The 21,272-nt window shown below is 61.9% G+C and carries 19 protein-coding genes; 13 read left to right on the plus strand and 6 right to left on the minus strand.

Annotation, left to right across the window (positions count from 1 at the left end):
• Nucleotides 1–33 precede the first annotated feature (33 nt).
• Both B9A97_RS23485 and B9A97_RS23490 read right to left on the minus strand, forming a co-directional pair.
• Nucleotides 34–1,650, minus strand: coding sequence for a subtype B tannase (locus tag B9A97_RS23485; protein ID WP_179145379.1), 1,617 nt, complete (start codon nt 1,648–1,650; stop codon nt 34–36).
• A gap of 150 nt (nt 1,651–1,800) precedes the next feature.
• Nucleotides 1,801–3,075 (minus strand): prolyl oligopeptidase family serine peptidase, encoded by a 1,275-nt coding sequence (locus B9A97_RS23490; protein ID WP_210189727.1) that lies wholly within the window; start codon nt 3,073–3,075, stop codon nt 1,801–1,803.
• Nucleotides 3,076–3,262: 187 nt separating this feature from the next.
• Here B9A97_RS23490 and B9A97_RS23495 point away from each other — a divergent pair, with 187 nt between their 5' ends.
• The 3 genes from B9A97_RS23495 (at nt 3,263) to B9A97_RS23505 (ending at nt 4,815) form a co-directional block, all read left to right on the plus strand.
• Entirely contained in the window at nt 3,263–3,937 is a 675-nt protein-coding gene (locus B9A97_RS23495; protein WP_210189728.1) for a sigma-70 family RNA polymerase sigma factor, read from the plus strand.
• Nucleotides 3,924–4,289 (plus strand): hypothetical protein, encoded by a 366-nt coding sequence (locus B9A97_RS23500; protein ID WP_084368251.1) that lies wholly within the window; start codon nt 3,924–3,926, stop codon nt 4,287–4,289. The genes B9A97_RS23495 and B9A97_RS23500 overlap by 14 nt, the downstream gene beginning before the upstream one ends.
• Nucleotides 4,290–4,359: 70 nt before the next feature.
• Nucleotides 4,360–4,815: a periplasmic heavy metal sensor gene (locus tag B9A97_RS23505; protein WP_143530678.1), complete on the plus strand. Its 456-nt coding sequence runs from the start codon at nt 4,360–4,362 to the stop codon at nt 4,813–4,815.
• Between the two features lie 61 nt (nt 4,816–4,876).
• On the opposite strand, the gene B9A97_RS23510 is transcribed toward B9A97_RS23505, so the two are convergent.
• Nucleotides 4,877–9,961: a trifunctional serine/threonine-protein kinase/ATP-binding protein/sensor histidine kinase gene (locus B9A97_RS23510; protein WP_084368253.1), complete on the minus strand. Its 5,085-nt coding sequence runs from the start codon at nt 9,959–9,961 to the stop codon at nt 4,877–4,879.
• A 312-nt stretch (nt 9,962–10,273) separates the two neighbouring features.
• Between B9A97_RS23510 and B9A97_RS23515 the strand changes: the two genes are divergently transcribed.
• From B9A97_RS23515 to B9A97_RS23545, 7 genes are all read left to right on the plus strand, one after another.
• The gene (locus tag B9A97_RS23515) at nt 10,274–11,026 is read left to right on the plus strand and encodes a helix-turn-helix domain-containing protein (protein WP_244564339.1); all 753 of its coding nucleotides are present in this window, start codon (nt 10,274–10,276) and stop codon (nt 11,024–11,026) included.
• 152 nt (nt 11,027–11,178) lie between these two features.
• On the plus strand, nt 11,179–11,835 hold the full coding sequence (locus tag B9A97_RS23520) for a hydrolase (protein ID WP_084368255.1): 657 nt from the start codon (nt 11,179–11,181) through the stop codon (nt 11,833–11,835).
• 134 nt (nt 11,836–11,969) lie between these two features.
• The gene (locus B9A97_RS23525; protein WP_084368256.1) at nt 11,970–12,224 is read left to right on the plus strand and encodes a DUF1427 family protein; all 255 of its coding nucleotides are present in this window, start codon (nt 11,970–11,972) and stop codon (nt 12,222–12,224) included.
• A 65-nt stretch (nt 12,225–12,289) separates the two neighbouring features.
• Nucleotides 12,290–14,167 (plus strand): amidohydrolase, encoded by a 1,878-nt coding sequence (locus B9A97_RS23530; protein WP_084368257.1) that lies wholly within the window; start codon nt 12,290–12,292, stop codon nt 14,165–14,167.
• A gap of 11 nt (nt 14,168–14,178) precedes the next feature.
• Nucleotides 14,179–14,631 (plus strand): DoxX family protein, encoded by a 453-nt coding sequence (locus B9A97_RS23535; RefSeq protein WP_084368258.1) that lies wholly within the window; start codon nt 14,179–14,181, stop codon nt 14,629–14,631.
• Nucleotides 14,632–14,694: 63 nt separating this feature from the next.
• Nucleotides 14,695–15,672: an alpha/beta fold hydrolase gene (locus B9A97_RS23540; RefSeq protein ID WP_084368259.1), complete on the plus strand. Its 978-nt coding sequence runs from the start codon at nt 14,695–14,697 to the stop codon at nt 15,670–15,672.
• Between the two features lie 116 nt (nt 15,673–15,788).
• A complete protein-coding gene (locus tag B9A97_RS23545; RefSeq protein ID WP_084368260.1) occupies nt 15,789–17,399 on the plus strand; it encodes an MFS transporter in 1,611 nt (536 codons plus the stop codon).
• 34 nt (nt 17,400–17,433) lie between these two features.
• Here the strand turns inward: B9A97_RS23545 and B9A97_RS23550 are convergent, their stop codons facing one another.
• Nucleotides 17,434–17,808, minus strand: coding sequence for a response regulator transcription factor (locus B9A97_RS23550; RefSeq protein ID WP_244564340.1), 375 nt, complete (start codon nt 17,806–17,808; stop codon nt 17,434–17,436).
• A 79-nt stretch (nt 17,809–17,887) separates the two neighbouring features.
• Nucleotides 17,888–18,529 (minus strand): response regulator transcription factor, encoded by a 642-nt coding sequence (locus tag B9A97_RS23555; RefSeq protein WP_084368262.1) that lies wholly within the window; start codon nt 18,527–18,529, stop codon nt 17,888–17,890.
• A 183-nt stretch (nt 18,530–18,712) separates the two neighbouring features.
• On the opposite strand from B9A97_RS23555, the gene B9A97_RS23560 reads away from it, so the two are divergent.
• Nucleotides 18,713–19,279 carry a helix-turn-helix domain-containing protein gene (locus tag B9A97_RS23560; RefSeq protein ID WP_179145380.1) on the plus strand — a complete coding sequence of 189 codons (567 nt, stop codon included), beginning with the start codon at nt 18,713–18,715 and terminating at the stop codon, nt 19,277–19,279.
• 225 nt (nt 19,280–19,504) lie between these two features.
• On the opposite strand, the gene B9A97_RS23565 is transcribed toward B9A97_RS23560, so the two are convergent.
• Nucleotides 19,505–20,023 (minus strand): Dps family protein, encoded by a 519-nt coding sequence (locus B9A97_RS23565; protein WP_084368264.1) that lies wholly within the window; start codon nt 20,021–20,023, stop codon nt 19,505–19,507.
• A gap of 454 nt (nt 20,024–20,477) precedes the next feature.
• Here B9A97_RS23565 and B9A97_RS23570 point away from each other — a divergent pair, with 454 nt between their 5' ends.
• Both B9A97_RS23570 and B9A97_RS23575 read left to right on the plus strand, forming a co-directional pair.
• Nucleotides 20,478–20,726 carry a hypothetical protein gene (locus tag B9A97_RS23570; RefSeq protein WP_084368265.1) on the plus strand — a complete coding sequence of 83 codons (249 nt, stop codon included), beginning with the start codon at nt 20,478–20,480 and terminating at the stop codon, nt 20,724–20,726.
• 148 nt (nt 20,727–20,874) lie between these two features.
• Entirely contained in the window at nt 20,875–21,234 is a 360-nt protein-coding gene (locus tag B9A97_RS23575; RefSeq protein ID WP_084368266.1) for a hypothetical protein, read from the plus strand.
• The last annotated feature ends 38 nt before the right edge of the window (nt 21,235–21,272 follow it).

The raw sequence follows: 21,272 nt of genomic DNA on the forward strand, positions 1-21,272 counted from the left end.
TCCACGCCTTGAAGTCGGTCTCTTTTTCGCGCTTCAGGGTCGCGCGACATCGTCTCGCGCAAGGACACCTGCCAGCCAGGCATAGGCTTCCCGCACATCGTAGTCGCCACTGTGCGGGGTCATCCACGGTAGCCGGAAGTCAACGGATTTCACGTCGTCGTCCATGCGGGCTGCTGCGGCAAGTGAGAGCTCGACCGCGAAGGATGTGTCTCGGTCGATCATGCCGTGGCGGATGTACCAGTAGGGTGCCGCCTGCGCCTCGGTGCGCAGATAGGCCATGGGATTGATCAAGCGGACCTGCTCGGCAAGCGCTGCCCCCGCACCGCTTGTATAGCCTGCCCAATCCAGACCGGTATCATCAGGGCCGGATCCATCGCCTTTGACGTCGTTGTTGTTCCAGCCGAAGGCGCTGAAATTCGAGTAGGCCTGGGTGGAGGCGCCAAACAGGGAGTTTTCTCCGTCAACCCCTTCGTTGCCCGTGTTGGCCGTACGGTCGAAAGCCGGTACGTTCTTCAGTGCAGCGGTCTTTGCGACAAAGCCGAGGTAGGCATCGATGTCGAATGCAGTCACCAAGCCGTTCTCGACCGTGACCCAGTCGTTGGGCACCTCAAGCTTCCTCTCCCCGCCCCGCTGTCGCAGGGTAATCTCGAAGTTTTCGCCGCGCGCCGGGATCGTTCCGCCGGCTGCGGCATGGCGCTCGACCTCCTTGCGGACTTCGTCGGCAACCGCGGCCTTCATGGTCGCAGATGTCAGCGGCGTACCATCGGCGCGGGTCAGGCTCAGACCGTCCAGATAGGCGGGATAGGCGGCAGCAAGTTCGGCAGACGCCGCCTTGGCCCGCTCGCTCCAGCGATTGTCTGCGGTGTTTTGCGTCGTGCGGATGCCGTTATAGAGCCATTCATAGGCCATGTCGGCGTTCCCAAGATCGGTGATCGGGCAATAGGCAATGACGGCGAAGACGTCATCATCGAGACTGCTGGTCCCGTCCTCCGCAACGCCGGCTGCACCAATCTCGGCCAGTTGGCGCAGATAGTCCGGACTGTTGCCGCTGGCGGCAACCACAGAGGACAGGCCACCTCCGCCTGACGTTCCGGTGATGACAATCCGCTCTGCCGATCCCGGCAGCGTCCCATCATTGAGCCTAAGATAACGGATGGCGGCCTTGGCATCGATCACGGCCGCCGGCGCCTTGCCCGGCAGGCTGACATCGGCCGCGACAATGCCGCGTCCGCGACTGCCGAGATCAACATAGACATAGCCGGCTGCGAGCGCTGCCCCGGCCTTGTCCGTATCGCTGTCCGATCGGTAGGCACCGCCGTCTTCGATACCGGGCTGAAGTTCGCTGGCGAACCATCCGCCATTGTTGACACTCAGGATGATTGCCGAGGTCTCGGATGCCGTTCCCGGGACGAAGATGCTGAGCTTCTGGTATGTCAGCGGATCGGTTAGGGTTTGCGTATCCGCGCCCGAGGGACTTCCGCCCGGCCCCATGCGCCGGGCGGGCTGCTCTGTTGCCATTGTCACGGGCTTACCGACATAGACGGCGTCATAGCGGCGCAACGCCATGGGCTTGCCATCAACCGTGACGTTGACGACCTGATAGCGTGACGGGTCGAGACCCAGAGCCTTGTCGAATGCACCTTCCGCCATGGCACCTCCCGCCGTCAAACTCACCATTATGCTCACCCCACCCCACAGGCCGCGCATGGTTGTCAATAAAGGTTTCATCAAGTTCATCCTCTTTCCAACGGATACCAGTCGCATTCGGTGATGCCTCCGAAGCAGGAACAGGGTGCCTGTTCAGGCCTTGGTCTGCCGGAACAGCCAGTCACGGATATGCTCTATCTGGTAGGCGATCCGCCAGGTGTTGACGTGGTTGGAGCCGGGATTGTCCTCCTGGCCCGCGAGATGCACGGTGCCAGTGGCAAAATGCGCATAAAGGATCGGCGTGCCACCGGTCTTCTCCAGCTCGGCTGCCGCAGCGGAAAGCTCTGCGGGCGTAGCCCGACCGTTCCACTCGGCTCGCGAGACCTTGGCGCCTTCGGCTTCGAGAACCTCCATGATGGCGTTCTGTCCGGGATAGGCCTTGACGTCACCGGCGCTGACCACGACCCACATCTTGTCGCTGGCGAGCGGCTTGCAGAGTTCCGGCGCCCATTGGCAGGCGACGAGGAAGGAGGCTGCGAACAGGTCAGGATGCTTGATGTTGATGGCGATCGACAGCATGCCGCCGCCCGATTGTCCCGTCGTGTAGAGGCGGTTCGGGTCAATCGAATACTCGGCAGCAACGGAGTTTACCAGCCCGACGACGAGGTCGAGATAGGGCGAGTCCTCCGACTGGTCGTTGACGAACTGCTCGGGAAACTGGGGCGCCACGACAAAGCAGGGGCGCTTTGCCTGTTCCGCCGGATCGGCCCAGATGACCGCGCCCAGCCCCTGCACCAGCGTGCGGTCGACTTCGGTCGAGGTCACGCCCGCGTCATGCATGAAGTTGACCAGCGGATAACGCTTCGCGGGGTCGTAGTCGCGCGGGATGAAGAGATTGTAGGCAAGCGTCTTGCCACTTGCCGGGTCGGTGTAGACGAGCGGCTTGAACTCGTCGACGATCAGGTTCTTCTGGGCCGTGTTGGCAACAGCCGTGCCGTTTGCGGCGATCTCGTCACCCGACACCGTCTTGACCGCTTCAGCCTGGACGACGCTCGCCTTGGCAGGCTTGTGGACCACATCCCGCTTCACCTGGATATAGGCCGGCGCTGCGGCATCCTCGGGCGAAAGCTCGACGATGACGAATCGGCCATTGCGGCCTTCGGCGGAGAGATCCGCCGTCGTGTTGGCATAGACGCGCGTCACCGTGCGATCGGCGACGATAAACGCCAGCGCAGACAGGCCGTCCGTATCGATCTCGGTGCCATAATCCAGCGCCAGCGCCGTTAGCCGCTGGCCGTTGCCGAAGACCTGGGTGATGGCGATCACCGCCTGGATGCCGGCGCCGCCCTCGACGGCGAGTGCAATCCTCGATGCGCCAGCGGCGAAGCCAAGGCCGGCAAGGCTGATGATAAAGCTGCGTCTGTTCATGTGTGGCTCCAGATCGTAGACGAGGCCTTCGCGGCCGTGAATGGAATGCAGGGTTGAACGGCGCCGGATGCAATTTCCGTCGCCGCCGCTGCGAAAAAGTTTGGTGGCGACGGAAGCCGCATTTTGCCTCGTTCAACCCAACAGTCCTTGTCGCGAACCATGGGGAAAGCTTAGGGTGACAGTCTCGATGCTGCCGGGCGCGATCAAACCCGCATGGCCCTGCCTGCAACGGCCCGCGGGCATGCTGGAGAGGCTGATGCTCGCGCGAACATTGACCGAGAAGAGGACGCGCGCACGCTTGCAGGACGAAGAGACATGTCTGCTGGAAGCCTTTGCCGCAGGCGATGACCGCGCCGCGCAACGCCTCATCGAGCGTTCGTCACCAAGAGTTCTATCCCAGGCACTGCGTCTCCTGGGCAACAGATCGGAAGCGGAGGACATCACGCAAGAAGCCATGCTCCGGCTCTGGCGGGCGGCTCCGACGTGGGAAACCCGGGCGAAAGTCAGCACCTGGCTCTATCGGGTGACAGCCAATCTCTGCCTGGACCGCCTGCGCGCCCGCCGCCATTCCGTTCCCATCGACGGGGTTTCGGGCGAGATTGGCGCTACCGATCCGACCATCATCGCGCGGCTGCAGCAGGAAGCACGGCTTAATGCCCTGCGCCGCGCGCTGGCCGAGCTTCCCGAACGCCAGGCGCTTGCCGTGTCCTTGCGTTTTCTCGAAGGACTAGGCAATCCCGAGATCGCCGCGATCATGGGCATCGGGGTGGAAGCAGTGGAATCGCTCACCGCGCGAGGAAAACGTGCGCTCAGCAGCGCACTGTCATCGCAAAAGGAGGCCTTGGGCTATGCCGATGAATGACGACCGTATGCACGATCTCTTCGCCGAGATCCGCCGCATCGAGGCCACGCCTTCGGACGCGCTGACCGCACGGCTGCTCGCCGATGCGCGGCGTGAGGCTGACGCGCTGGCAGTAGCGCGCGACACCATGGCGGAGCGGCCCGCCGTTTTTTCGCTGCGGCTTGCCATCGAAGACCTGATTGGGATCATTGGCGGCTGGCGCCCGGCGCTCGGCATGGCGGCATCCCTGTGCTGTGGCCTATGGCTTGGTGCGGCTGGCATCGATCCGGCGATGCTCTTGCCCGGTCTTGAGCGACCGACACTGACTTTCGACTTGCCCGAAAACCCCTTGGCGCTCATCACGGCACCCTAGGGTCATAACTCAACCAGGATAGAGTTTGACCCTGAAGCATGAGACAGCAGATGATGAAACGGAGCACGACATGAGCAACGGACGGTCAACACGGCTTGTCGAGGCTATCCCCTCACGCATGCATCGCCGGATCTTCTTGGGCTCGCTGAGCCTTAACGCCCTGATCATCGGCTTCATGATCGGCGATGCGCTGTTCATCCATCCGCCACAGCCCCTGCGCGCGGTCGAGGTGTCCCGTAACATGCTGTTCGATGCGCTTCCGGCGGAAGCCCGGCAGCAGGTCGCCGAATTGCTGCGCAAAGACCCGAGTTTCCGGGATCTCGCCGAGACCAATATCGCCGATCTTCGGGCCGTCCTTACGGCCGACCCCTTCGATCCGGCCGCTCTCGAACGACTGTTGTCGGAAAAGTCCGAACGCATGAAGACCGCCGAAAGCGTGCTGCAGTCCGCCCTGGTCGACCGGCTTGCAGCACTCACTGCGGAGGACCGTCGCGAGGTCGCGGCCAGGCTCGGGCGCCGCCCTTAGGCCTGATTAATCAAGCCAGCCCTCAGGTTGCTGCCGTGAGGATCAGGAACGCGCGCGAAGCTCAGCCGTTACCTCCCGAACTCAGCGGGATCGAGAACGTGAACTTGGTCCCCATGGGCTCGGCGACAACGGTCAGGACGCCCTGATGCGCGTCGATGATCGATTTGCAGATCGCAAGGCCCATACCCATGCCTGAGGTTTTGGTCGTGAACATCGGCTCGAAGATCTGCGATGCGATCTCCGGGGGAATGCCGCTGCCGAAGTCGCGCACGCTTACCACGATCTCGGTCCCGCTTCGTCTCGTGCCGATCTCGATTTTTCGTCTTTGCGCGGGAAGATCGGTCATCGCCTCCATGCCGTTGTGCAGGAGATTGAGCACCACCTGCTTCAACTGCGTGGCATCGCCGAGCACAGTGGCCTCGGCCGCAGACAAATCAAGGTGGATTTCGGTGCCATGACGTTCGATCTCGGAGCGTGCAATGCACAGTACTTCCAGAATGACTTCGTTGACGTCGACGATCTCCTCGACCTTCGGCGCTTGTTTCGAGAGGGCCCGCAAGGCGCGGATGATGTCATGGGCGCGCGAAACGCTGGTCTCGATTTCGGTCAGCACGCTCAGCGTTTCCGCGATATCCGGTTCGGCGCGGCGGAGCCAGCGCAGGCCGGCGCCGGCATTGGAGGCGATAGCGGACAAGGGTTGACCAAGCTCATGCGTAACGGATGCGGCGATGCCGCCGAGCAGGGTCAGGCGCGCATTCTTTTCCAGTTCGGCTCTGGCGCCGGCCAGCGCCTGCTCGCTTCGGGCGCGCAGGTCGTTTTCCTGCAGAAGCTTGGTGTAGAGCCTGGCATTCTCAAGCGAAATCGCCGCCTGCGAGGCCAGGAGCTTCAACAGAGCCACGGTATCAGCGGCGAAGACGCCTTCCAGATAGTCGTTCTGGAGACAGAGCAGGCCGGTCAGTTCGCCGCGGCGCAAAAGCGGCACACAGAGGATCGAGCGGCCCGCAGCAGACACCTTGTCGGCGGCCCAGGAGCCGAAATCGGAGCCGGAGATGACGAAGGGCATGCGGGTCTGCAGGGCGCGATCGATCACCGAATAGGGTGGGCTCAAACCATGGCGATCCGGATCGATGGTGCTGACACGAACGCTATCGCCCTCGATCCAGGCAGACGCCTCTGCCTCCAGCCTGCCATCGGCGATCTTCAGCAGCAGCCCGCGATTGGCCCCTGCGTGTACGAGCATGCGCGTCATCAGGGTTTCGATCACCCGGTCAAGGACGATCTCCTCCGACAGAGCCAGCGATGTTCCAAGGACGGTATCAAGGTCGCCGGCGGCAGAGGCAAGGCCTTGCGCAGCAGACGGGCGGCGGGTCGCATCCGAGGTCAGGGACGTCCTGAGGCTTCTAGCCTTGTGCCCTGCACCCCAGCGCTCATAGGCTTCTGATGCCAGTGACAGATAGGCGTTGGCACTGATCCGGTTGCCCATTTCCAGGCAACAAACCCCTGCACGCTCCAGCGCCAGCGCATGCTCATGCTCGAAACGGGAGGATCGGGCAGCGGTCGCGGCCTTTTCGTAGAAGACAAGGGCCTCGGCGTAATTCCGGTTCCGGCGGGCGATTTCAGCATCAAGGAGCAGCAGCTTGTCGGCGAAGTTCAGCGGGTTCAGGTCTGCCCAAAGGGCAAGGCGGGCGCGGACGTCCTGAAGACGGCGATCGGCGACATTTTCGGCGGACGCGTCTCTCTTCAATGCGGCAAGCGCGAGGCCGAGATAGAACTTGCAAAGACCCGTATCGATATGGGCTAGCAGGAAGATGCTCAAGGCGTCGGCGGCGAGCAGCTTCTCGACCGCGGCAGCGTAGGCGCCGTTATAGTAGAGCGAGGTTCCGTCATAGAAGGCCACCCAGAAAGCGGTCGTCGCCGAGACGACGGGAGCAGTCTGCGTCAGGTTCGCAGATGACTGACCATCGCGCTTCCCTTCGGCGAGGTTGACGACCAGACGGAGCTGCGCTGCCAGAATATGCTCGATGTCGGTATAACCGAAGCGCCGGGTCACCGCGATCGATTCTTCCGCCTCGCGCCTGATGTTGGGGATCTCCTCCCCCATGGCAATGAGATCGGAAACCAGGTGGTTGCGCGCATAACACATCCATCCGACATCGCCGGCCGCATGGGCGGCATCGAGGGCTTCGCGGACGCGCTCCAGGGCGTAAGGCAAAGAGCGGGTCCAGGGTGAGACCTGATCGACGGCCAGCAGGACCGAGGTCCGATGCTCCTCGAAGCCGTATTTATCAACGAGCGCACGGGCTGCGAGGCAGAAGTCCAGACCATCGACATAGGCATCGTATTTGTCGGAGATGATGGCCCCGAACCAGGCAAGGCCATGGGTGGATTCGGGACTTGCCCCATGATCGAGCGTGAGTTCCACCATCTTGGCGAGGTGGAGGAAGCGCAGGCCGTCCGTCGTGAAGACCGACGAGATGAGCGGCGCTAGTAGCGACATGGCTGCCCGAATACGCGGATCGTCCATGAGGGGCATGTGTTCCAGATCGGAAATCCGTCTGCCGTCCAATCGTCGCCGGATAGCGCGATAGACCTCGTCCTGCTCCGCTTCGCTGGAGCCGCGCGCGAGCTTGACGCCGAGTTCGCCGAGACCCAGCAGCGCCTCGTCGATCGAGCCTTCATAATCGGATTTCAGCGTCAGCAGGTTGGCGCGAAGGCGGAAGACGGCGCTCCTGTCGAGAGCCGATCGGGCATACTGCAACAAATCGTTAAGTCGGCTCTCTGCAGCTTCGAGCGAGGCGGCTCCCAGCAGCGCCTCGCACAGGAGGATATGGGCACGGAACGCCAACGCGTAGTCGTCTACCCAAAGGTCGTCCTGGATCAGGCCGACCGCGGTTTCGCCGTAGCGGACCGCCTGACCGAAAGCGGCAGAGCGCCTGGCATGGGCAAGCGCGGCCAATAGCGCCTCGATGAACAGCTTCCGCTTTTCAAGCGGCAGGTCGTCGGCCGGACATTGCTCGATCTGATTGGCGATGGCGAAGGCGGCGGCATTGGTGCCGCTATCCCAGACCCGCATCATCACGTCGATCAGATGGCGATGGCGATCGCGTCGTGTCGCCGCGTCCATCAGCGAATAGGCGGCCTCCTGGATGCGGTCATGAGCAAAGCTGAGTTTGGCAGGCGACAGCACGACGAAGCCCGAACGAGCCAGAGGGGCGGCAAGCTGCTGAAGGGTGTCTTCGGTGAGGCCGAGCGCGCTTGCCAGCACGGCCTTATCCGCCTCCGGGCCAATGCAGGCCATCGTCTGCAGCAGGCCCAATGCCTCGGGTCCTTCTTTCTCAAGCCGGGCCGCAACGAAGGAAATGATGTTTTCGCTCGCGGGATAGCGCGAGACATCCTCCACCCGGCACATCCAGGTTTTGTCGCTCGGGGAAAAGTAGACCACGCCGTCCTGGACCAGGGCCTGCAGCAGTCTGCGCAGATAAAACGGATTTCCACCCGTCTTCTCATGCAGGGTTTCCGCCAGTTCGCCCAAGCCCTCCGGTGCATCCGAGAATATGGATCCGAGCATCTGGCGGGTGGATTGGAGCGTCAGCGGGCGCAGGTGCAACTCGGCCACTTCGGCCAGGGAAACGCGCGCGTCGGCAATCAGCCGCTCGCACAGGGCCTGCGCCTCGCCCAACTGTTCGCGCCGGGCAACAATCAGAAGCAGTCCCCTGACCGGTTCATTGACCAGCACCGAGAGAAAGGCGCGGGTGGCCTCATCAGCCCATTGCACGTCGTCCAGAAACAGCACGAGAGGGCTGATGGTCGCCGCGACCACGGACAGAAGCGCGCGCAGGGCCCGCTGCAGGCGAAGCTGGACCATGGGCCCCGGCACGTCAATACGGCTGGCCTGGGGACCCGTCAAGATTTCGATGGCCGGCATGAGATCAATCAGCAGCGACGCATTTCCCTGAAGCTCGCGGGCAAGAGCCTTCCGAAGCGAAGCAAGGGTTTCGTGATCGACACGGACGGCCTCATCAATGAAGGCGCTGATCGCCTGTACGATCGGACCATAGGGCACCTCCGACTGGTGCTGGTCGCTCTTGCCTTGAATGAAGAGAGCCCTTTCGGCGGCCATTCTGGCGACGCTCTTGACAAGGCTGGACTTGCCCACCCCAGGCTGACCATGGACCGAAATCATGGATGGCTTGCCGTGATCCAGAAATCGGCCGAGCACATTGCCGAGGATCTCTTCTTCCTCGCCACGGCCAAAAAGCGCAGAGGTCCAAAGCTGCGCGAAGGGTGCGTCGACACGCCCGATCTCGAAGTCGCTGATCGCGCCGTTTTCGCTGAGTTCCTGCTCGCAACGCGCCAAATCGAATTCAAGTGCCAGAGCCGACTGGTATCGGCCAGCCGGTTCCTTGGCCAGCAGGCGCTTGAGTATCCGCCCCATGACGGGCGGCAGGTCTGGAAACATGCTGCTAGCATCCATGGGCGCCAGCGCAAGATGGGCATGGCGCCATTCGACCGGTGAGTTGGCCGCCAGCGGGAAGATGCCGGTCAGATGCCTGAAGAGGATCATGCCGAGCGCGTAAAGGTCGCTCCTGTTGTCGCATTGTGGTGCGACCGGTCGCAATTGCTCCGGCGCCCGGCAGATGATCTCGTCGATCACACCGAGGGTCTGGGCGCCTGTGGTGGCGGTGGCGGGGAGCATTCGCAGGCGGACAATCCCCTGTTGGTCCACAGCAAAATCGATCGGATGCAGAGAGCCGAGTTGTGCGCCATCGGCATGGGCTGCCGCCAGCGCACGAACCATCGAGAGCGCTCTTGGCAGGAACTCCTGCAGCGAGGCAGGCGAAGGCGACAACAGTCCGAGGACGATGCTTGTGGTATCGAAGACCATCACCCGGTATTCGTCTTCTTCCAGGATGGCGGTCGGGGTATCGAGCCAGAGGTCGGAATTCGCATAGCGGCGCAAGGATGGCTCGGCCTGTGGCGATCGCACGCTTTCCCTGGAACGGGGAAGAAAGACCGCATCCCAGCCGCCATCATTGTTCGACAACCGATAGAAGCTCGCGCCGGCTGACTGCCAGACAAGTGTATGCTCGCAGGCCCGAAGCCACGCTCGATCGAACACTTCGCTGTTTCTGGCCACGTGCAGCATGTCTTTACCTAAAACAGGATCTCGGCATAGCCATAGCACCGCCCGCCCAAAACTGTCTTTGCCCCATGTGCTGTGATTCAGTCCGAATTTGCTGCAATTGCGAAATCCAGCCGTTGCGGAGATCACACCGGAGTTCTATGGTGCGAACTTATAGAGGGGCAAAAGCGCATGTCGTCACTCCACGACCATGGCATATTTAAATTCCCTCAGGCGGGTGTCATTAACTCTTCTGCGGACCGGCGGTGGCGCAATCTGGGCGCCGAAGTGCGCGCGCATCCTGCCTGCGAGATACCCGACATCTGCAGCACCCAGATGGAGATTACTCTCGCCCTCAAGGGGACGCCATCGGGCGTCGTCCATCGCCGAGGTGACGGCCGTTTTCAATCGACGGCTGTCCGCTCCGGGACGCTATGGTTTTGTCCGATCGGGGTCCAGGAGGATTCGATCCGGATAACCGAGCCGCTGCCCGAAATTCTGCATCTCTATCTGCCCGAGCACCAGTTTGCGACGGTGGGCGAACTGACCTCGCAGCCCGTTGCATCGGGTGACATCGCATATCTGGCCGACGTAGCCGATGAATTCGTTCGACAGATCTGCATGCGCGTTCTGCAGGAGATGCGGCATGAAACGGCCGCCGGAGACCTGCTCGTCGAACAGCTTTCGATGACGCTCACTCTGCATCTTCTGTCACGTTACTCCGGAAACAGGCTTGCGGTATCATCTGGCGATCAAAGCGGTGCATTGAGCCCGGCCAGACGAAACCGGGTGATCGATTATGTCGAGGAAAACCTGGAAGCCGATCTGACCGTGGCGGAGCTTGCGGAAGTCGCCTGTCTCAGCCGCTATCATTTCGCCCGATCCTTCAAGGCAGCTCTCGGGCAAACACCCTCCGACTACGTGGCAAATCGAAGGCTGCTGCTCGGGCGGAAGCTCCTTGAGGATCCGACACTCTCGCTGTCGGAAATAGCCTTCCGCTGCCGTTTCTCCTCGCAAGCAGCCTTCGGGCGCGCGTTTCGCCGATATACCGGCATGTCGCCTGGCGACTATCGACGCCTCAGGGCATGAGGGCGCGGCGTCTGTCGTAGCCAACCGATGCCACCATCCGCATGAAGATCGGCGAAACGTCCAAAACGGCTGACTAACCGACAAGAGACCGATAGCACCCCAAGGCATTCTCTCCTCGTCACTGCTTCTCCCAAGCACCGAGGAAACGAGAAATGACCATTCAAGCCAAAGCCGCTCCCGGCACCCGCCTCCTGAATGCCGGCGATCACACGTTGATCATGATCGACTTTCAGTCCCAGATGGCCTTTGCCACCAAGAGCATCGATGCCGTCAACCTGCGCACCAATGCAGCCCTTGTCGCCAATGCCGCCAAGACCTTCAACGTCTCGACCATCCTGACCACCGTTGCCGAGAAGAGCTTCTCCGGTCCGATGTTTGACGAGATCACCAGCACCTTCGCCGGCCAGGCCATGCTCGACCGCACGTCGATGAACACCTGGGAAGATCAGGCCGTGATCGCCGATGTCAACCGCATCGCCAAGAAGCGGATCGTGCTGTGCGGCCTGTGGACGAGCGTGTGCATCGTCGGCCCTGCCCTTTCGGCGCTCGACCAGGGCTTCGAGGTCTATGTCATCGCCGATGCCTGCGGCGATGTCAGCACCGAAGCGCATGACCGGGCCATGGACCGCATGGTGCAGGCCGGCGCCCAGCCGATGACCTCGCTGCAGTATCTCCTGGAACTGCAGCGCGACTGGGCCCGCGGCGAGACCTATGAGGCGACCACCGGCATCGCCAAGAAGCTCGGCGGCGCCTACGGCCTCGGCGTCACCTACGCCAAGACGATGTTCAACGCGGCCGAAGGCCACTGATGCGTCCCGCCGGTCGTTCCGCGTCCTGCCTCCCAACCGGAACGACCACCTGAGCCTGGCGCGGCGCCCCTCCCGCGCCAGGCGCCGGTGGACGACACCCCTATCCATTTCGCGCGCACAAGAAGGAAACGATGATGAAACTCTATCTCATCTCTCTCGCAGCAGGGCTGCTCGTGGGCGTGATCTACGGCGTCCTGAACGTTCGCTCCCCTGCCCCGCCGGTCATCGCTCTGGTCGGCCTGCTTGGAATTCTCATCGGAGAACAGATCGTTCCGTTGGCGAAAGCTGCGCTCGGTCGCCCCTCCGTCTCGGCCGCCACCGAGCGCGCCGAACCGCGCGCTGCGCTGACCGTGGGCAAAGGCCCCGGACCGTCGGAGCGTCGCGGCTGAGGCCACTCACCGATCGGACCTGGACCGGACACCTCCTTTTCCCCTCGTTTAGAAGGAACACTGCTGTGGATGCTGACCTCATCCTCTACCACGGACTCGTGACCACGCTCGATCGCTCCAATCCGTCGGCCACGGCGATTGCGATCAAGGACGGCAAGTTTCTCGCTGTCGGCAGCGATGCCGAGATCATGAAACATGCCGGCCCCCAGACGAAGACCGTCGACCTGCGCGGCAAGCGCGTCCTGCCCGGGCTCAATGACAATCACACCCATGTCGTCCGTGGCGGGCTGAACTTCAACATGGAACTGCGCTGGGATGGCGTTCGCTCGCTGGCCGATGCCATGGACATGCTGCGCCGCCAGGTGGCGATTACACCGGCGCCGCAATGGGTTCGGGTGATCGGTGGCTTCACGGAGCAGCAGTTCGTCGAGAAGCGCCTGCCGACGATCGAAGAAATCAATGCGATCGCACCGGATACGCCCGTCTTCCTGCTACACCTCTATGATCGCGCGCTGCTGAATGCCGCTGCCGTTCGCGCTGTCGGCTTTACCAGGGATACCAAGGATCCGCCGGGTGGCGAAATCACGCGCGATGCCGCCGGCAATCCGACCGGCCTGCTGCTGGCCAAACCAAATGCCGGCATTCTCTATGCCACGCTCGCCAAGGGGCCGAAGCTTCCCTTCGACTATCAGGTGAACTCGACCCGTCATTTCATGCGCGAGCTCAACCGCCTGGGCGTTACCGCGGTGATCGATGCCGGTGGCGGTTTTCAAAACTATCCGGATGACTATGCCGTGATCCAGAAACTGGCGGACGAGGACCTGCTAACGGTCCGGCTCGCCTATAATCTCTTCACCCAGAAGCCGAAAGAAGAGAAGGAGGATTTCCTCCGCTGGACCTCCTCGGTGACCTACAAGCAGGGCACCGACTATTTCCGCCACAACGGCGCCGGCGAGATGCTGGTCTTCTCCGCGGCGGATTTCGAGGATTTTCGGCAGCCACGCCCTGATATGCCGCCCGAGATGGAGGGCGATCTCGAAGAGGTGGTTCGGGTGCTTGCCCAGAACCGTTGGCCCTGGCGCCTGCATGCGACCTATGACGAGACGATCTCGCGGGCGCTCGATGTCTTCGAGAAGGTCAATCGCGATACGCCACTCACCGGGATCAACTGGTTCTTCGACCATGCGGAAACCATTTCAGACCGGTCGATCGACCGCGTGGCCGCCCTTGGCGGCGGCATCGCGGTGCAGCACCGCATGGCCTATCAGGGCGAGTATTTCGTCGAGCGATATGGTCATGGCGCCGCCGAAGCAACGCCGCCGATTGCCAAGATGCTGGATCGCGGCGTGCATGTCTCGGCCGGCACCGATGCGACCCGTGTGGCCTCCTACAACCCTTGGGTCTCGCTCTCCTGGATGATCACGGGCAAGACCGTGGGCGGCACGTATCTGTATCCGCGGCAGAACTGCCTCGATCGCGAAACGGCGCTGCGCATGTGGACCGAAAAGGTCCAGTGGTTCAGCAATGAAGAAGGGCGCAAGGGCCGGATTGAGGCCGGCCAGTTCGCCGATCTGATCGTGCCGAGCAAGGATTACTTCTCTTGTCCGGAAGACGAGATTTCCTTCCTGACCTCCGATCTCACCATCGTTGGCGGCAAGGTCGTGTACGGCGCCGGCGAGTTCAGCGGCATCGATAGTCCGCGGCTTCCGCCCGCCATGCCCGAGTGGTCGCCGGTCAGGACCTTCGGAGGTTATGCCGCCTGGGGCGAACCGCAAGGTGCCGGCAAGAACTCGCTGCGCCGTCACGCGATCTCGTCTTGCGGCTGCGCCAACGACTGCGGCCTGCATGGCCATGACCACGCGGGAGCCTGGACCTCCAGCCTTCCCATCAGCGATCTCAAGGGATTTTTCGGTGCGCTCGGCTGCTCCTGCTGGGCCGTTTAGGAGAGAAGACGATGACCCATATCACACGCTTTGACCAACCTGCCGCAAGCACGCGGTGGAACGCCCTGAACGGCTCCACGGCAAAGGTTCTGATGCTGAGCGCCCTTTGCTCGGCCTATATCCAGGGTGCGCTCACGAAACTCTTTGATTTCAACGGCGCCATCCAGGAAATGACCCATTTCGGCCTGTTGCCTGCGCCCCTTTTCGCGGCCGGCGTGATCGCCTTCGAACTGGCGACCTCTACCATGGTCATCACGGGCCTTTATCGCCGCGTTGGAGCCCTGGCGCTTGCCGCCTTCACGCTCGCCGCAACCTTCATCGCGCTGCAGTTCTGGACGATGCCGGAAGGGCCAGAGCGCACCGGCGCGACCAACGCCTTCTTCGAGCATATCGGCCTGGTCGCGGCCTTTCTTTTTGTCGTCCGCACGGAAGCGAGCGGTCAAACGTCCAAAAAATCGGCCTAGGCGACAAGAGCGAACGGTCGCCACGCCCTAACCTCAGATCATCCAATCAGCAGGAACCAAGCGATGGATAACACACACGAATTTCTCTTGTCCCGGCGGCAGGCACTGCTCGCGGGCGCCACCCTTTCGCTGGCAACGACGCTCCCGGTCTTTGCCTCGGAAACCCTCAACGCACTTCAACAGGAAGGAACGATACCAATGACCGAGAACTATGTGACCACCAAGGACGGCGTCGACATCTTCTACAAGGACTGGGGTCCGAAGGATGCGCAGCCGATCGTCTTCCATCACGGCTGGCCGCTGTCATCAGATGACTGGGACGCGCAGATGCTGTTCTTCCTCCTCAACGGCTACCGAGTCGTGGCTCATGACCGCCGTGGCCACGGGCGCTCGCAGCAGGTCAGCGAAGGTCATGATCTCGACCACTATGCCGCCGATGCCTCGGCCGTGTTCGAAAAGCTCGACCTGCGCAATTCTGTCCATATCGGCCACTCCACCGGTGGCGGCGAAGTGGCACGCTATGTCGCCAAGTTCGGCGAACCGCAGGGCCGTGTGGCGAAAGCTGTCCTGGTCGCCGCCATCCCGCCGATCATGGTGAAGACGGAAGCCTATCCGGGCGGCCTGCCGATCGAAGTGTTCGACGGCTTCCGTTCGGCACTTGCCGCCAACCGCGCCCAGTTCTTCCGCGACGTTCCGGCCGGCCCGTTCTACGGCTTCAACCGGGATGGTGCGACCGTGCATGAAGGCGTGATCCAGAATTGGTGGCGCCAGGGCATGATGGGTGGTGCCAAGGCCCATTACGACGGCATCAAGGCCTTTTCGGAAACCGACCAGACGGAAGACCTGAAGAACATATCCGTTCCGACGCTGGTGATGCATGGCGACGACGACCAAATCGTGCCGATCGCGGCTTCCGCCGAGATCTCGGTGAAGCTGCTCAAGAACGGCACGCTCAAGGTCTACAAGGGCTTCTCGCACGGCATGCTGACCGTCAATGCCGACGTCATCAACCCGGACCTCCTGGCCTTCGTGAAGAGCTGAGCCGGATCACGCTGACCAGGCCGCCGCCTCACCCGCGGCGGCCTTTTTGTGTCTGCGCCCTGCCCTTGTGGCCGCAGGGGCTCCCCTTCGCACCGAATTTTCAAGAGGTGACCGTCATGACCCAAACGCAGCCTGACAAGACGGGGGCCGGCAGCGCACTGGCTCCGTTTCACCATACAGCCTTCGCCGTGCTCTGGAGCGCAACGGTGATCGGCAATACCGGCACCTATATGCGCGACGTCGCGAGCGCCTGGCTCGTCGCCGATCTCTCCGCCTCTCCGGGTGCCGTCGGGCTGATCCAGGCCGCCGGCACACTGCCGATCTTCCTGCTGGCGCTGCCGGCCGGCGTGCTCGCCGACATTCTCGACCGGCGTAAGTTGCTGATGGGGATGCAGGTGGTGCTGCTTGCGGTCAGCCTTGCCCTGACGCTGCTTGCCTGGCGCGGGCTGATCACCGTAGAGCTCCTGATCGGCCTGACGCTCATCGGCGGCACGGCGGCGGCCATTGCGGGGCCGGCCTGGCAGTCCATGGTGCCGGATCTCGTTCCGAGATCCCAGTTGCGCAATGCGATCGCGCTGAATTCGGTCGGCATCAATGTCTCGCGCTCCATCGGCCCGGCGGTCGGCGGTATTCTTCTCGGTGCTTTCGGTGCAGCCTTTGCCTATGCAGCAGATCTCGCCACCTATCTCTTCGTAATCGGCGCACTCCTCTGGTGGAGCAGCCCGCGGTCTGCGGACAACCATATCCCGGAACATTTCCTCGGCGCCTTCCGCGCCGGACTGCGCTATGCCCGCTCCAGCCGCAAGCTGCATGTCGTGCTTTTCAGGGCCGGCGTCTATTTCATCTTTGCAAGTGCGACATGGGCGCTTCTCCCGCTCGTCGCCAAGGATCTGCTCGGCGGTGGCGCCAGCTTTTACGGCCTGCTGCTCGGGTCGGTCGGGGCCGGCGCCATCGGCGGGGCAACCGTCCTGCCAAGACTGCGCAACCGTCTGAGTTCCGACGCCATCCTTCTCGGATCTGCCGTCCTCAGCGCCGGCGTCATGGTCGTGCTGACACTCGCACCGCCGCAATGGGCGGCATTGGCATGCCTCTTCGTGCTGGGAAGCGCCTGGATTGCGGCGCTAACGGTGCTGAATGGCGTAGCCCAGGCCGTTCTGCCGAATTGGGTGCGCGGGCGGGCCCTGGCGGTCTACCTGACGGTCTTCAACGGAGCCATGACGGCGGGCAGCATCTTTTGGGGCCAGACGGCTGAAGCGCTGGGGCTGACCACGACGCTGCTGATCGCCGCTGCTGGACTGACACTGACGGCACTTCTGGTACATCTCGTAAAACTGCCGCTGGGTGAGGACGATCTCTCCGCTTCCCACCACTGGCCAGAGCCCATCGTGGCCGATACAGTTGACCACGCCCAAGGCCCGGTCCTCGTGCTCGTCGAGTATACCGTTGCCGCGGACGATCGTGCAGCATTCCTCCGGGTGCTCAACCTGCATGCGGAAGCACGGCGCAGAGACGGCGCCTATCTCTGGGGCGTGAGCGAGGACGCGGCCAAGCCCGGGCAGATCGTGGAATGGTTCTTAGTGGAATCCTGGGCGGAACATCTGCGCCAGCACGAGCGCGCATCCCATGCGGATGCGGAAGTCCACGGCCAGCTCATCGGTTTTCACCAGGGTCATGAGCGGCCGCTGGTACGGCATCTCATCGCCCTTCCGGGGCAATCTCGGATTTGAGAGATAATCTGAGGCGGGGGCGCTGCGGCGCCCCTCAGGCTTGCGGCTGGACGTTGGTCGCCCGCTCGATGCAGGCGAGCAGTGCTTCCGCCTGATAGGGCTTCTGCAATACGCAGACGGGTGCTTCGATATGCTGGCGCACCGGCGCTTCGGCAAAGGCGGTGATGAAAATGACAGGGACTTGATCCGCCTTGGCCCTCAACGTTGCGAAAAGCTCGATCCCGCTCATGCCGGGCATCTGGACATCGGTAATCAGACAGGCGGAGCGGCCGTTGCTTGATGAGTGCAGAAAATCCTCGGCAGACGAGAAGGTCGCGACATCGAAACCACAGGACCGCAGGAGGCTGCTCGTGGCGCGAAGGACTTCGGCCTCGTCGTCGATCACTGAAATGAGCCGGGAAGCATGCACCTTGATCTGCCAATCTCCGGTCGTGCCGGTTTCACCATGCCCCTTACATAGGCTCTTTCCGGCTCTCTTTCGACTATACCTAGGTTTGTCGGCTATCAGAAATACCGTTGGAACGGGCGATGGCATCGGCCATCTTCACCAGGTCGGCGAAGGTCTTGGCCTTCATCTTGCGCATGATCTTGCCGCGGTGGATCTTGACCGTGATTTCGCTGAGCGCGAGCTGACCGGCAATCTGCTTGTTCATCAGCCCGCTTGTCGCCATTTCCATGACCTGCCGCTCTCGCGCCGACAAGGACAGAAAGCGTTCGCGCAATTCCCCGTCCAGTTTGTCCTCGCCCCTGGCGGCTGTGCGCCTTTCGCAGGCGGCGGCGACCGCATCGAGCATGTCCTGATCGCGAAACGGTTTCGGCAGGAAGTCGGCCGCACCGGCCTTCATCGCCCGCACCGACATGGGAATGTCACCATGTCCGGTGACGAAGACGACCGGGATCTCGCATCCCATCTCGGTCAGCTTTTGCTGGAAATCGAGACCGCTGGTAAAGGGCAGACGAACATCGAGAATGAGGCAGTCGGCCTCCTGCAGGCTAGCCTTGTCGTCACACAGTTCGCGCGTGGCGCCAAAGCTCTTCACACGATAGCCGACCGAACGCAGCAGGCTGTCGACCGACGTGCGAACGAGTGGTTCATCATCGACAACAAGAACAAGGGGATTGGGCGGCATGCTGCGATATCCCGATAATTGACAGTCAGGTTTCCATACCGTCCGACGCAGACCAGCGGCAACTATACCTGTGTATGCAAGGCTAGCACTGTCGTTTGGCAACGACCAATCACAGTACAATTTCGCCGCAGCGACGATCGACCGAAAATACCATCCGAAGACATCAGAGGGATGGGAAATTCAATGTCCATAATGATCGCTCAGTCACTCGAAAACAACCGCCAAGCGCCAGCGCAGCCGATGGGGACTCCGGTCCCTGCCGACAACCAGGTGACGCAATTGCTGCTGCAGGCCATGTCTCTGGTCGGCCATGACGCATCGACTGCCATCGATTTCATGCGCCGCGCCTCTGCTCTTGCTGCAAACGAGCAGCCCTTCGCCGAGCGTCATGACACAATCCCCTTGCATGCGCCGGGTGGCCTTGCGCCATGGCAGGTCAAGCGGTCCCGGCGCTTCATCGAAGACAATCTTGCGGGACGGATCAGCATCGATGATCTGGCAAAACTGACGCGGCTCAGCCCCAGTTATTTTTGCGCGGCCTTCAGGGCGAGCTTCGGTACCTCACCGCACGATTTCGTCTGCCGGTGCCGGGTGGACCTGGCAAAACGCCTGATGATGGAGACCGAAGCTCCTCTCTGCGAAATCGCACTCGATAGCGGCTTTGCCGACCAGTCCCATCTGTCGCGGGTCTTCCGAAGGGTAACCGGCACTACGCCGGCGGCATGGCGACGCACATGCCGAACCTCATGAGCCATGAGCGAACTGCTTGGACTTCCGCTTGAAGAACCGTGGATCACACGGGATTGAGACCATCTTTCACAACGACCGACAAGCAGGCGGTCCCGTAGCCCCAAAGCGGCTGCGAGGCGCCTGCTGCCGTACGTTCAGGCCATGCACCATCGCGGACCAACTGAGAAACGAAAAAGGCGGCCGCAATCCGCTTGCGACCGCCTGAAATGGGCAACTGTCGGAATTCTAGTTTCTATTGCGCGTGGTTTCAAAGAGGAACCAGACCCGATTTTCAGTCTCGTCGATCCACTGCTCGATCAGGCTCGTCGTTGCGACATCGTTATAGGTGGCGCAGACCTCGTGGGCCTGGCGCATGAAGGTGGCAAGGCGTTCATTGTCGTCCCGCAGTTCCGCAAGCATGTCCTGGGGAGTAACAAAGTCGGCGTCATTGTCGAGGATGCGTTGCAGCCGGCCGATATCGGCGATGGAGCGGATGGTGGTGCCGCCGACCTTGCGTGACCGCTCCGCCACTGCGTCCGTCATGGCAAAGACCTGGTCGGCCTGTTCATCCAGCAGCAGATGATAGTCGCGGAAATTCGGTCCGCTCATATGCCAGTGGAAGTTCTTGGTCTTGATGTAGAGCGCGAAGCAGTCGGCAAGAAGCACCTTCAGTGCGCCGGCGATGTCCTGAACCGCTTCGGAGGCAAAGCCCGCCGGCGTTGCGAGCGGAGCCTTCCGTCGCGCTTTTGCAGCATGGGAATCCATAGTCTCTCTCCTGTTCCAAATGAACCGCGTGCCGGACAGAACCTTTCTACCGGCCGCCCGAGAGGTTACGGCAGCGCGCCTACGGGTGAAACAATATGAATGTATATCACGACCATACCGAAGTATGCACCATGTCAATCATGGCCACTCGACTAGATATTTTCCCAATAAATCAACGCCTAAAACATACGCAAATCAAAATCCGCCCGAGGCGAACTTCAAATTCAAAACATAAGTCTCAAAAAATCATACGTAGGTCTGAGACAATTCAAACCCAGGTTCAATAGATCGGCGGCATCCGTCCTGACAATCTGTGACCACTGATCAAGGCAAACCGCAGCCGCTTCTGGCACGCCAAGATCAGCGCTCGATGGGGTTCGACGACCCCAGCATCATGACCCGCAACTCGGCCCGCCAAGGCGGCCTTCAACCAACCTCACAAGGAAAAGCAGCCATGAAAACCATCTTTGCCGCAGCCCTTCTCGCCCTCGTCGCCGGTTCCACCGCCTTTGCCCGCGTGGAACCGATCCCGGGCTCCATCACCTATGAAAATCCGGAGGCCCGCCTGCAGAAGGCTCCTGCCGGCTCCAGCTTTCCGCACAGCTTCCTTGCCGATGACGGCACCAAGGTCAACGAGACCTATCGCGTCAACAATGACAAGACGTTGACGCTGGTCGAGCGCAGCGTCTCCAGCGATACGTGATCCGAGATCCTCGTTCTACGAGGATAGCCGTTGGCCGGACGTGATAGCCCGGCCAACAAGATCTGCCCGGAACGCCAAGCGGGAACCGCCTTCCCTATTGGCGTTCCCGGCTCCCCCCTCTCAATAAATCCAAGAAAGGAACAGACCCATGCGGACGTTGCTGCTTACGATCCCGGTCGCTCTATGCAGCGGCATTGGCGCGCTGGCAAGCCTTCCTCCGTTCGAGGAGCTTCGCCGTGACATCTTTCCACCGGCCAAGACCGAAAGGCCCACGACCGAATTTGGCCCGCTTTGCTCTCCGGGAACCGGGGATGGCCGGGACGTTGCTGTTCGCCTGCCCGCAGCATCATCCGCCGACGGCACCATTCCAGGCATGGATGGCCTGCTTCCTTCCAGCCCCGGCGGCACCGCCCCATCTTCCACTATGTGCCACATTACCTCCACCAAGGGCCCTCGACTTGCCCCACAGGTCGGCCGCCACGACGCGATCCGGCTGTCAGAGGGATGAAGGCCGCATCGGTCGAAGCAGCTTGTGACTCTTGCCAA

The sequence above is a fragment of the Rhizobium sp. RU36D genome, from assembly GCF_900176345.1.
Taxonomy (GTDB): Bacteria; Pseudomonadota; Alphaproteobacteria; order Rhizobiales; family Rhizobiaceae; genus Allorhizobium.

What these genes read in the sequence shown, in the direction of transcription:
- B9A97_RS23525 (WP_084368256.1), top strand. Translation starts at nt 11,970, where the DNA reads ATGAAACTCTATCTCATCTCTCTCGCAGCAGGGCTGCTCGTGGGCGTG.
- B9A97_RS23565 (WP_084368264.1), bottom strand. Translation starts at nt 20,023, where the DNA reads ATGGATTCCCATGCTGCAAAAGCGCGACGGAAGGCTCCGCTCGCAACG.
- B9A97_RS23540 (WP_084368259.1), top strand. Translation starts at nt 14,695, where the DNA reads ATGGATAACACACACGAATTTCTCTTGTCCCGGCGGCAGGCACTGCTC.
- B9A97_RS23505 (WP_143530678.1), top strand. Translation starts at nt 4,360, where the DNA reads ATGAGCAACGGACGGTCAACACGGCTTGTCGAGGCTATCCCCTCACGC.
- B9A97_RS23485 (WP_179145379.1), bottom strand. Translation starts at nt 1,650, where the DNA reads ATGGCGGAAGGTGCATTCGACAAGGCTCTGGGTCTCGACCCGTCACGC.
- B9A97_RS23495 (WP_210189728.1), top strand. Translation starts at nt 3,263, where the DNA reads ATGCTGCCGGGCGCGATCAAACCCGCATGGCCCTGCCTGCAACGGCCC.
- B9A97_RS23510 (WP_084368253.1), bottom strand. Translation starts at nt 9,961, where the DNA reads ATGCTGCACGTGGCCAGAAACAGCGAAGTGTTCGATCGAGCGTGGCTT.
- B9A97_RS23520 (WP_084368255.1), top strand. Translation starts at nt 11,179, where the DNA reads ATGACCATTCAAGCCAAAGCCGCTCCCGGCACCCGCCTCCTGAATGCC.
- B9A97_RS23490 (WP_210189727.1), bottom strand. Translation starts at nt 3,075, where the DNA reads ATGAACAGACGCAGCTTTATCATCAGCCTTGCCGGCCTTGGCTTCGCC.
- B9A97_RS23535 (WP_084368258.1), top strand. Translation starts at nt 14,179, where the DNA reads ATGACCCATATCACACGCTTTGACCAACCTGCCGCAAGCACGCGGTGG.
- B9A97_RS23575 (WP_084368266.1), top strand. Translation starts at nt 20,875, where the DNA reads ATGCGGACGTTGCTGCTTACGATCCCGGTCGCTCTATGCAGCGGCATT.
- B9A97_RS23545 (WP_084368260.1), top strand. Translation starts at nt 15,789, where the DNA reads ATGACCCAAACGCAGCCTGACAAGACGGGGGCCGGCAGCGCACTGGCT.
- B9A97_RS23515 (WP_244564339.1), top strand. Translation starts at nt 10,274, where the DNA reads ATGGAGATTACTCTCGCCCTCAAGGGGACGCCATCGGGCGTCGTCCAT.
- B9A97_RS23500 (WP_084368251.1), top strand. Translation starts at nt 3,924, where the DNA reads ATGCCGATGAATGACGACCGTATGCACGATCTCTTCGCCGAGATCCGC.
- B9A97_RS23570 (WP_084368265.1), top strand. Translation starts at nt 20,478, where the DNA reads ATGAAAACCATCTTTGCCGCAGCCCTTCTCGCCCTCGTCGCCGGTTCC.
- B9A97_RS23560 (WP_179145380.1), top strand. Translation starts at nt 18,713, where the DNA reads ATGTCCATAATGATCGCTCAGTCACTCGAAAACAACCGCCAAGCGCCA.
- B9A97_RS23555 (WP_084368262.1), bottom strand. Translation starts at nt 18,529, where the DNA reads ATGCCGCCCAATCCCCTTGTTCTTGTTGTCGATGATGAACCACTCGTT.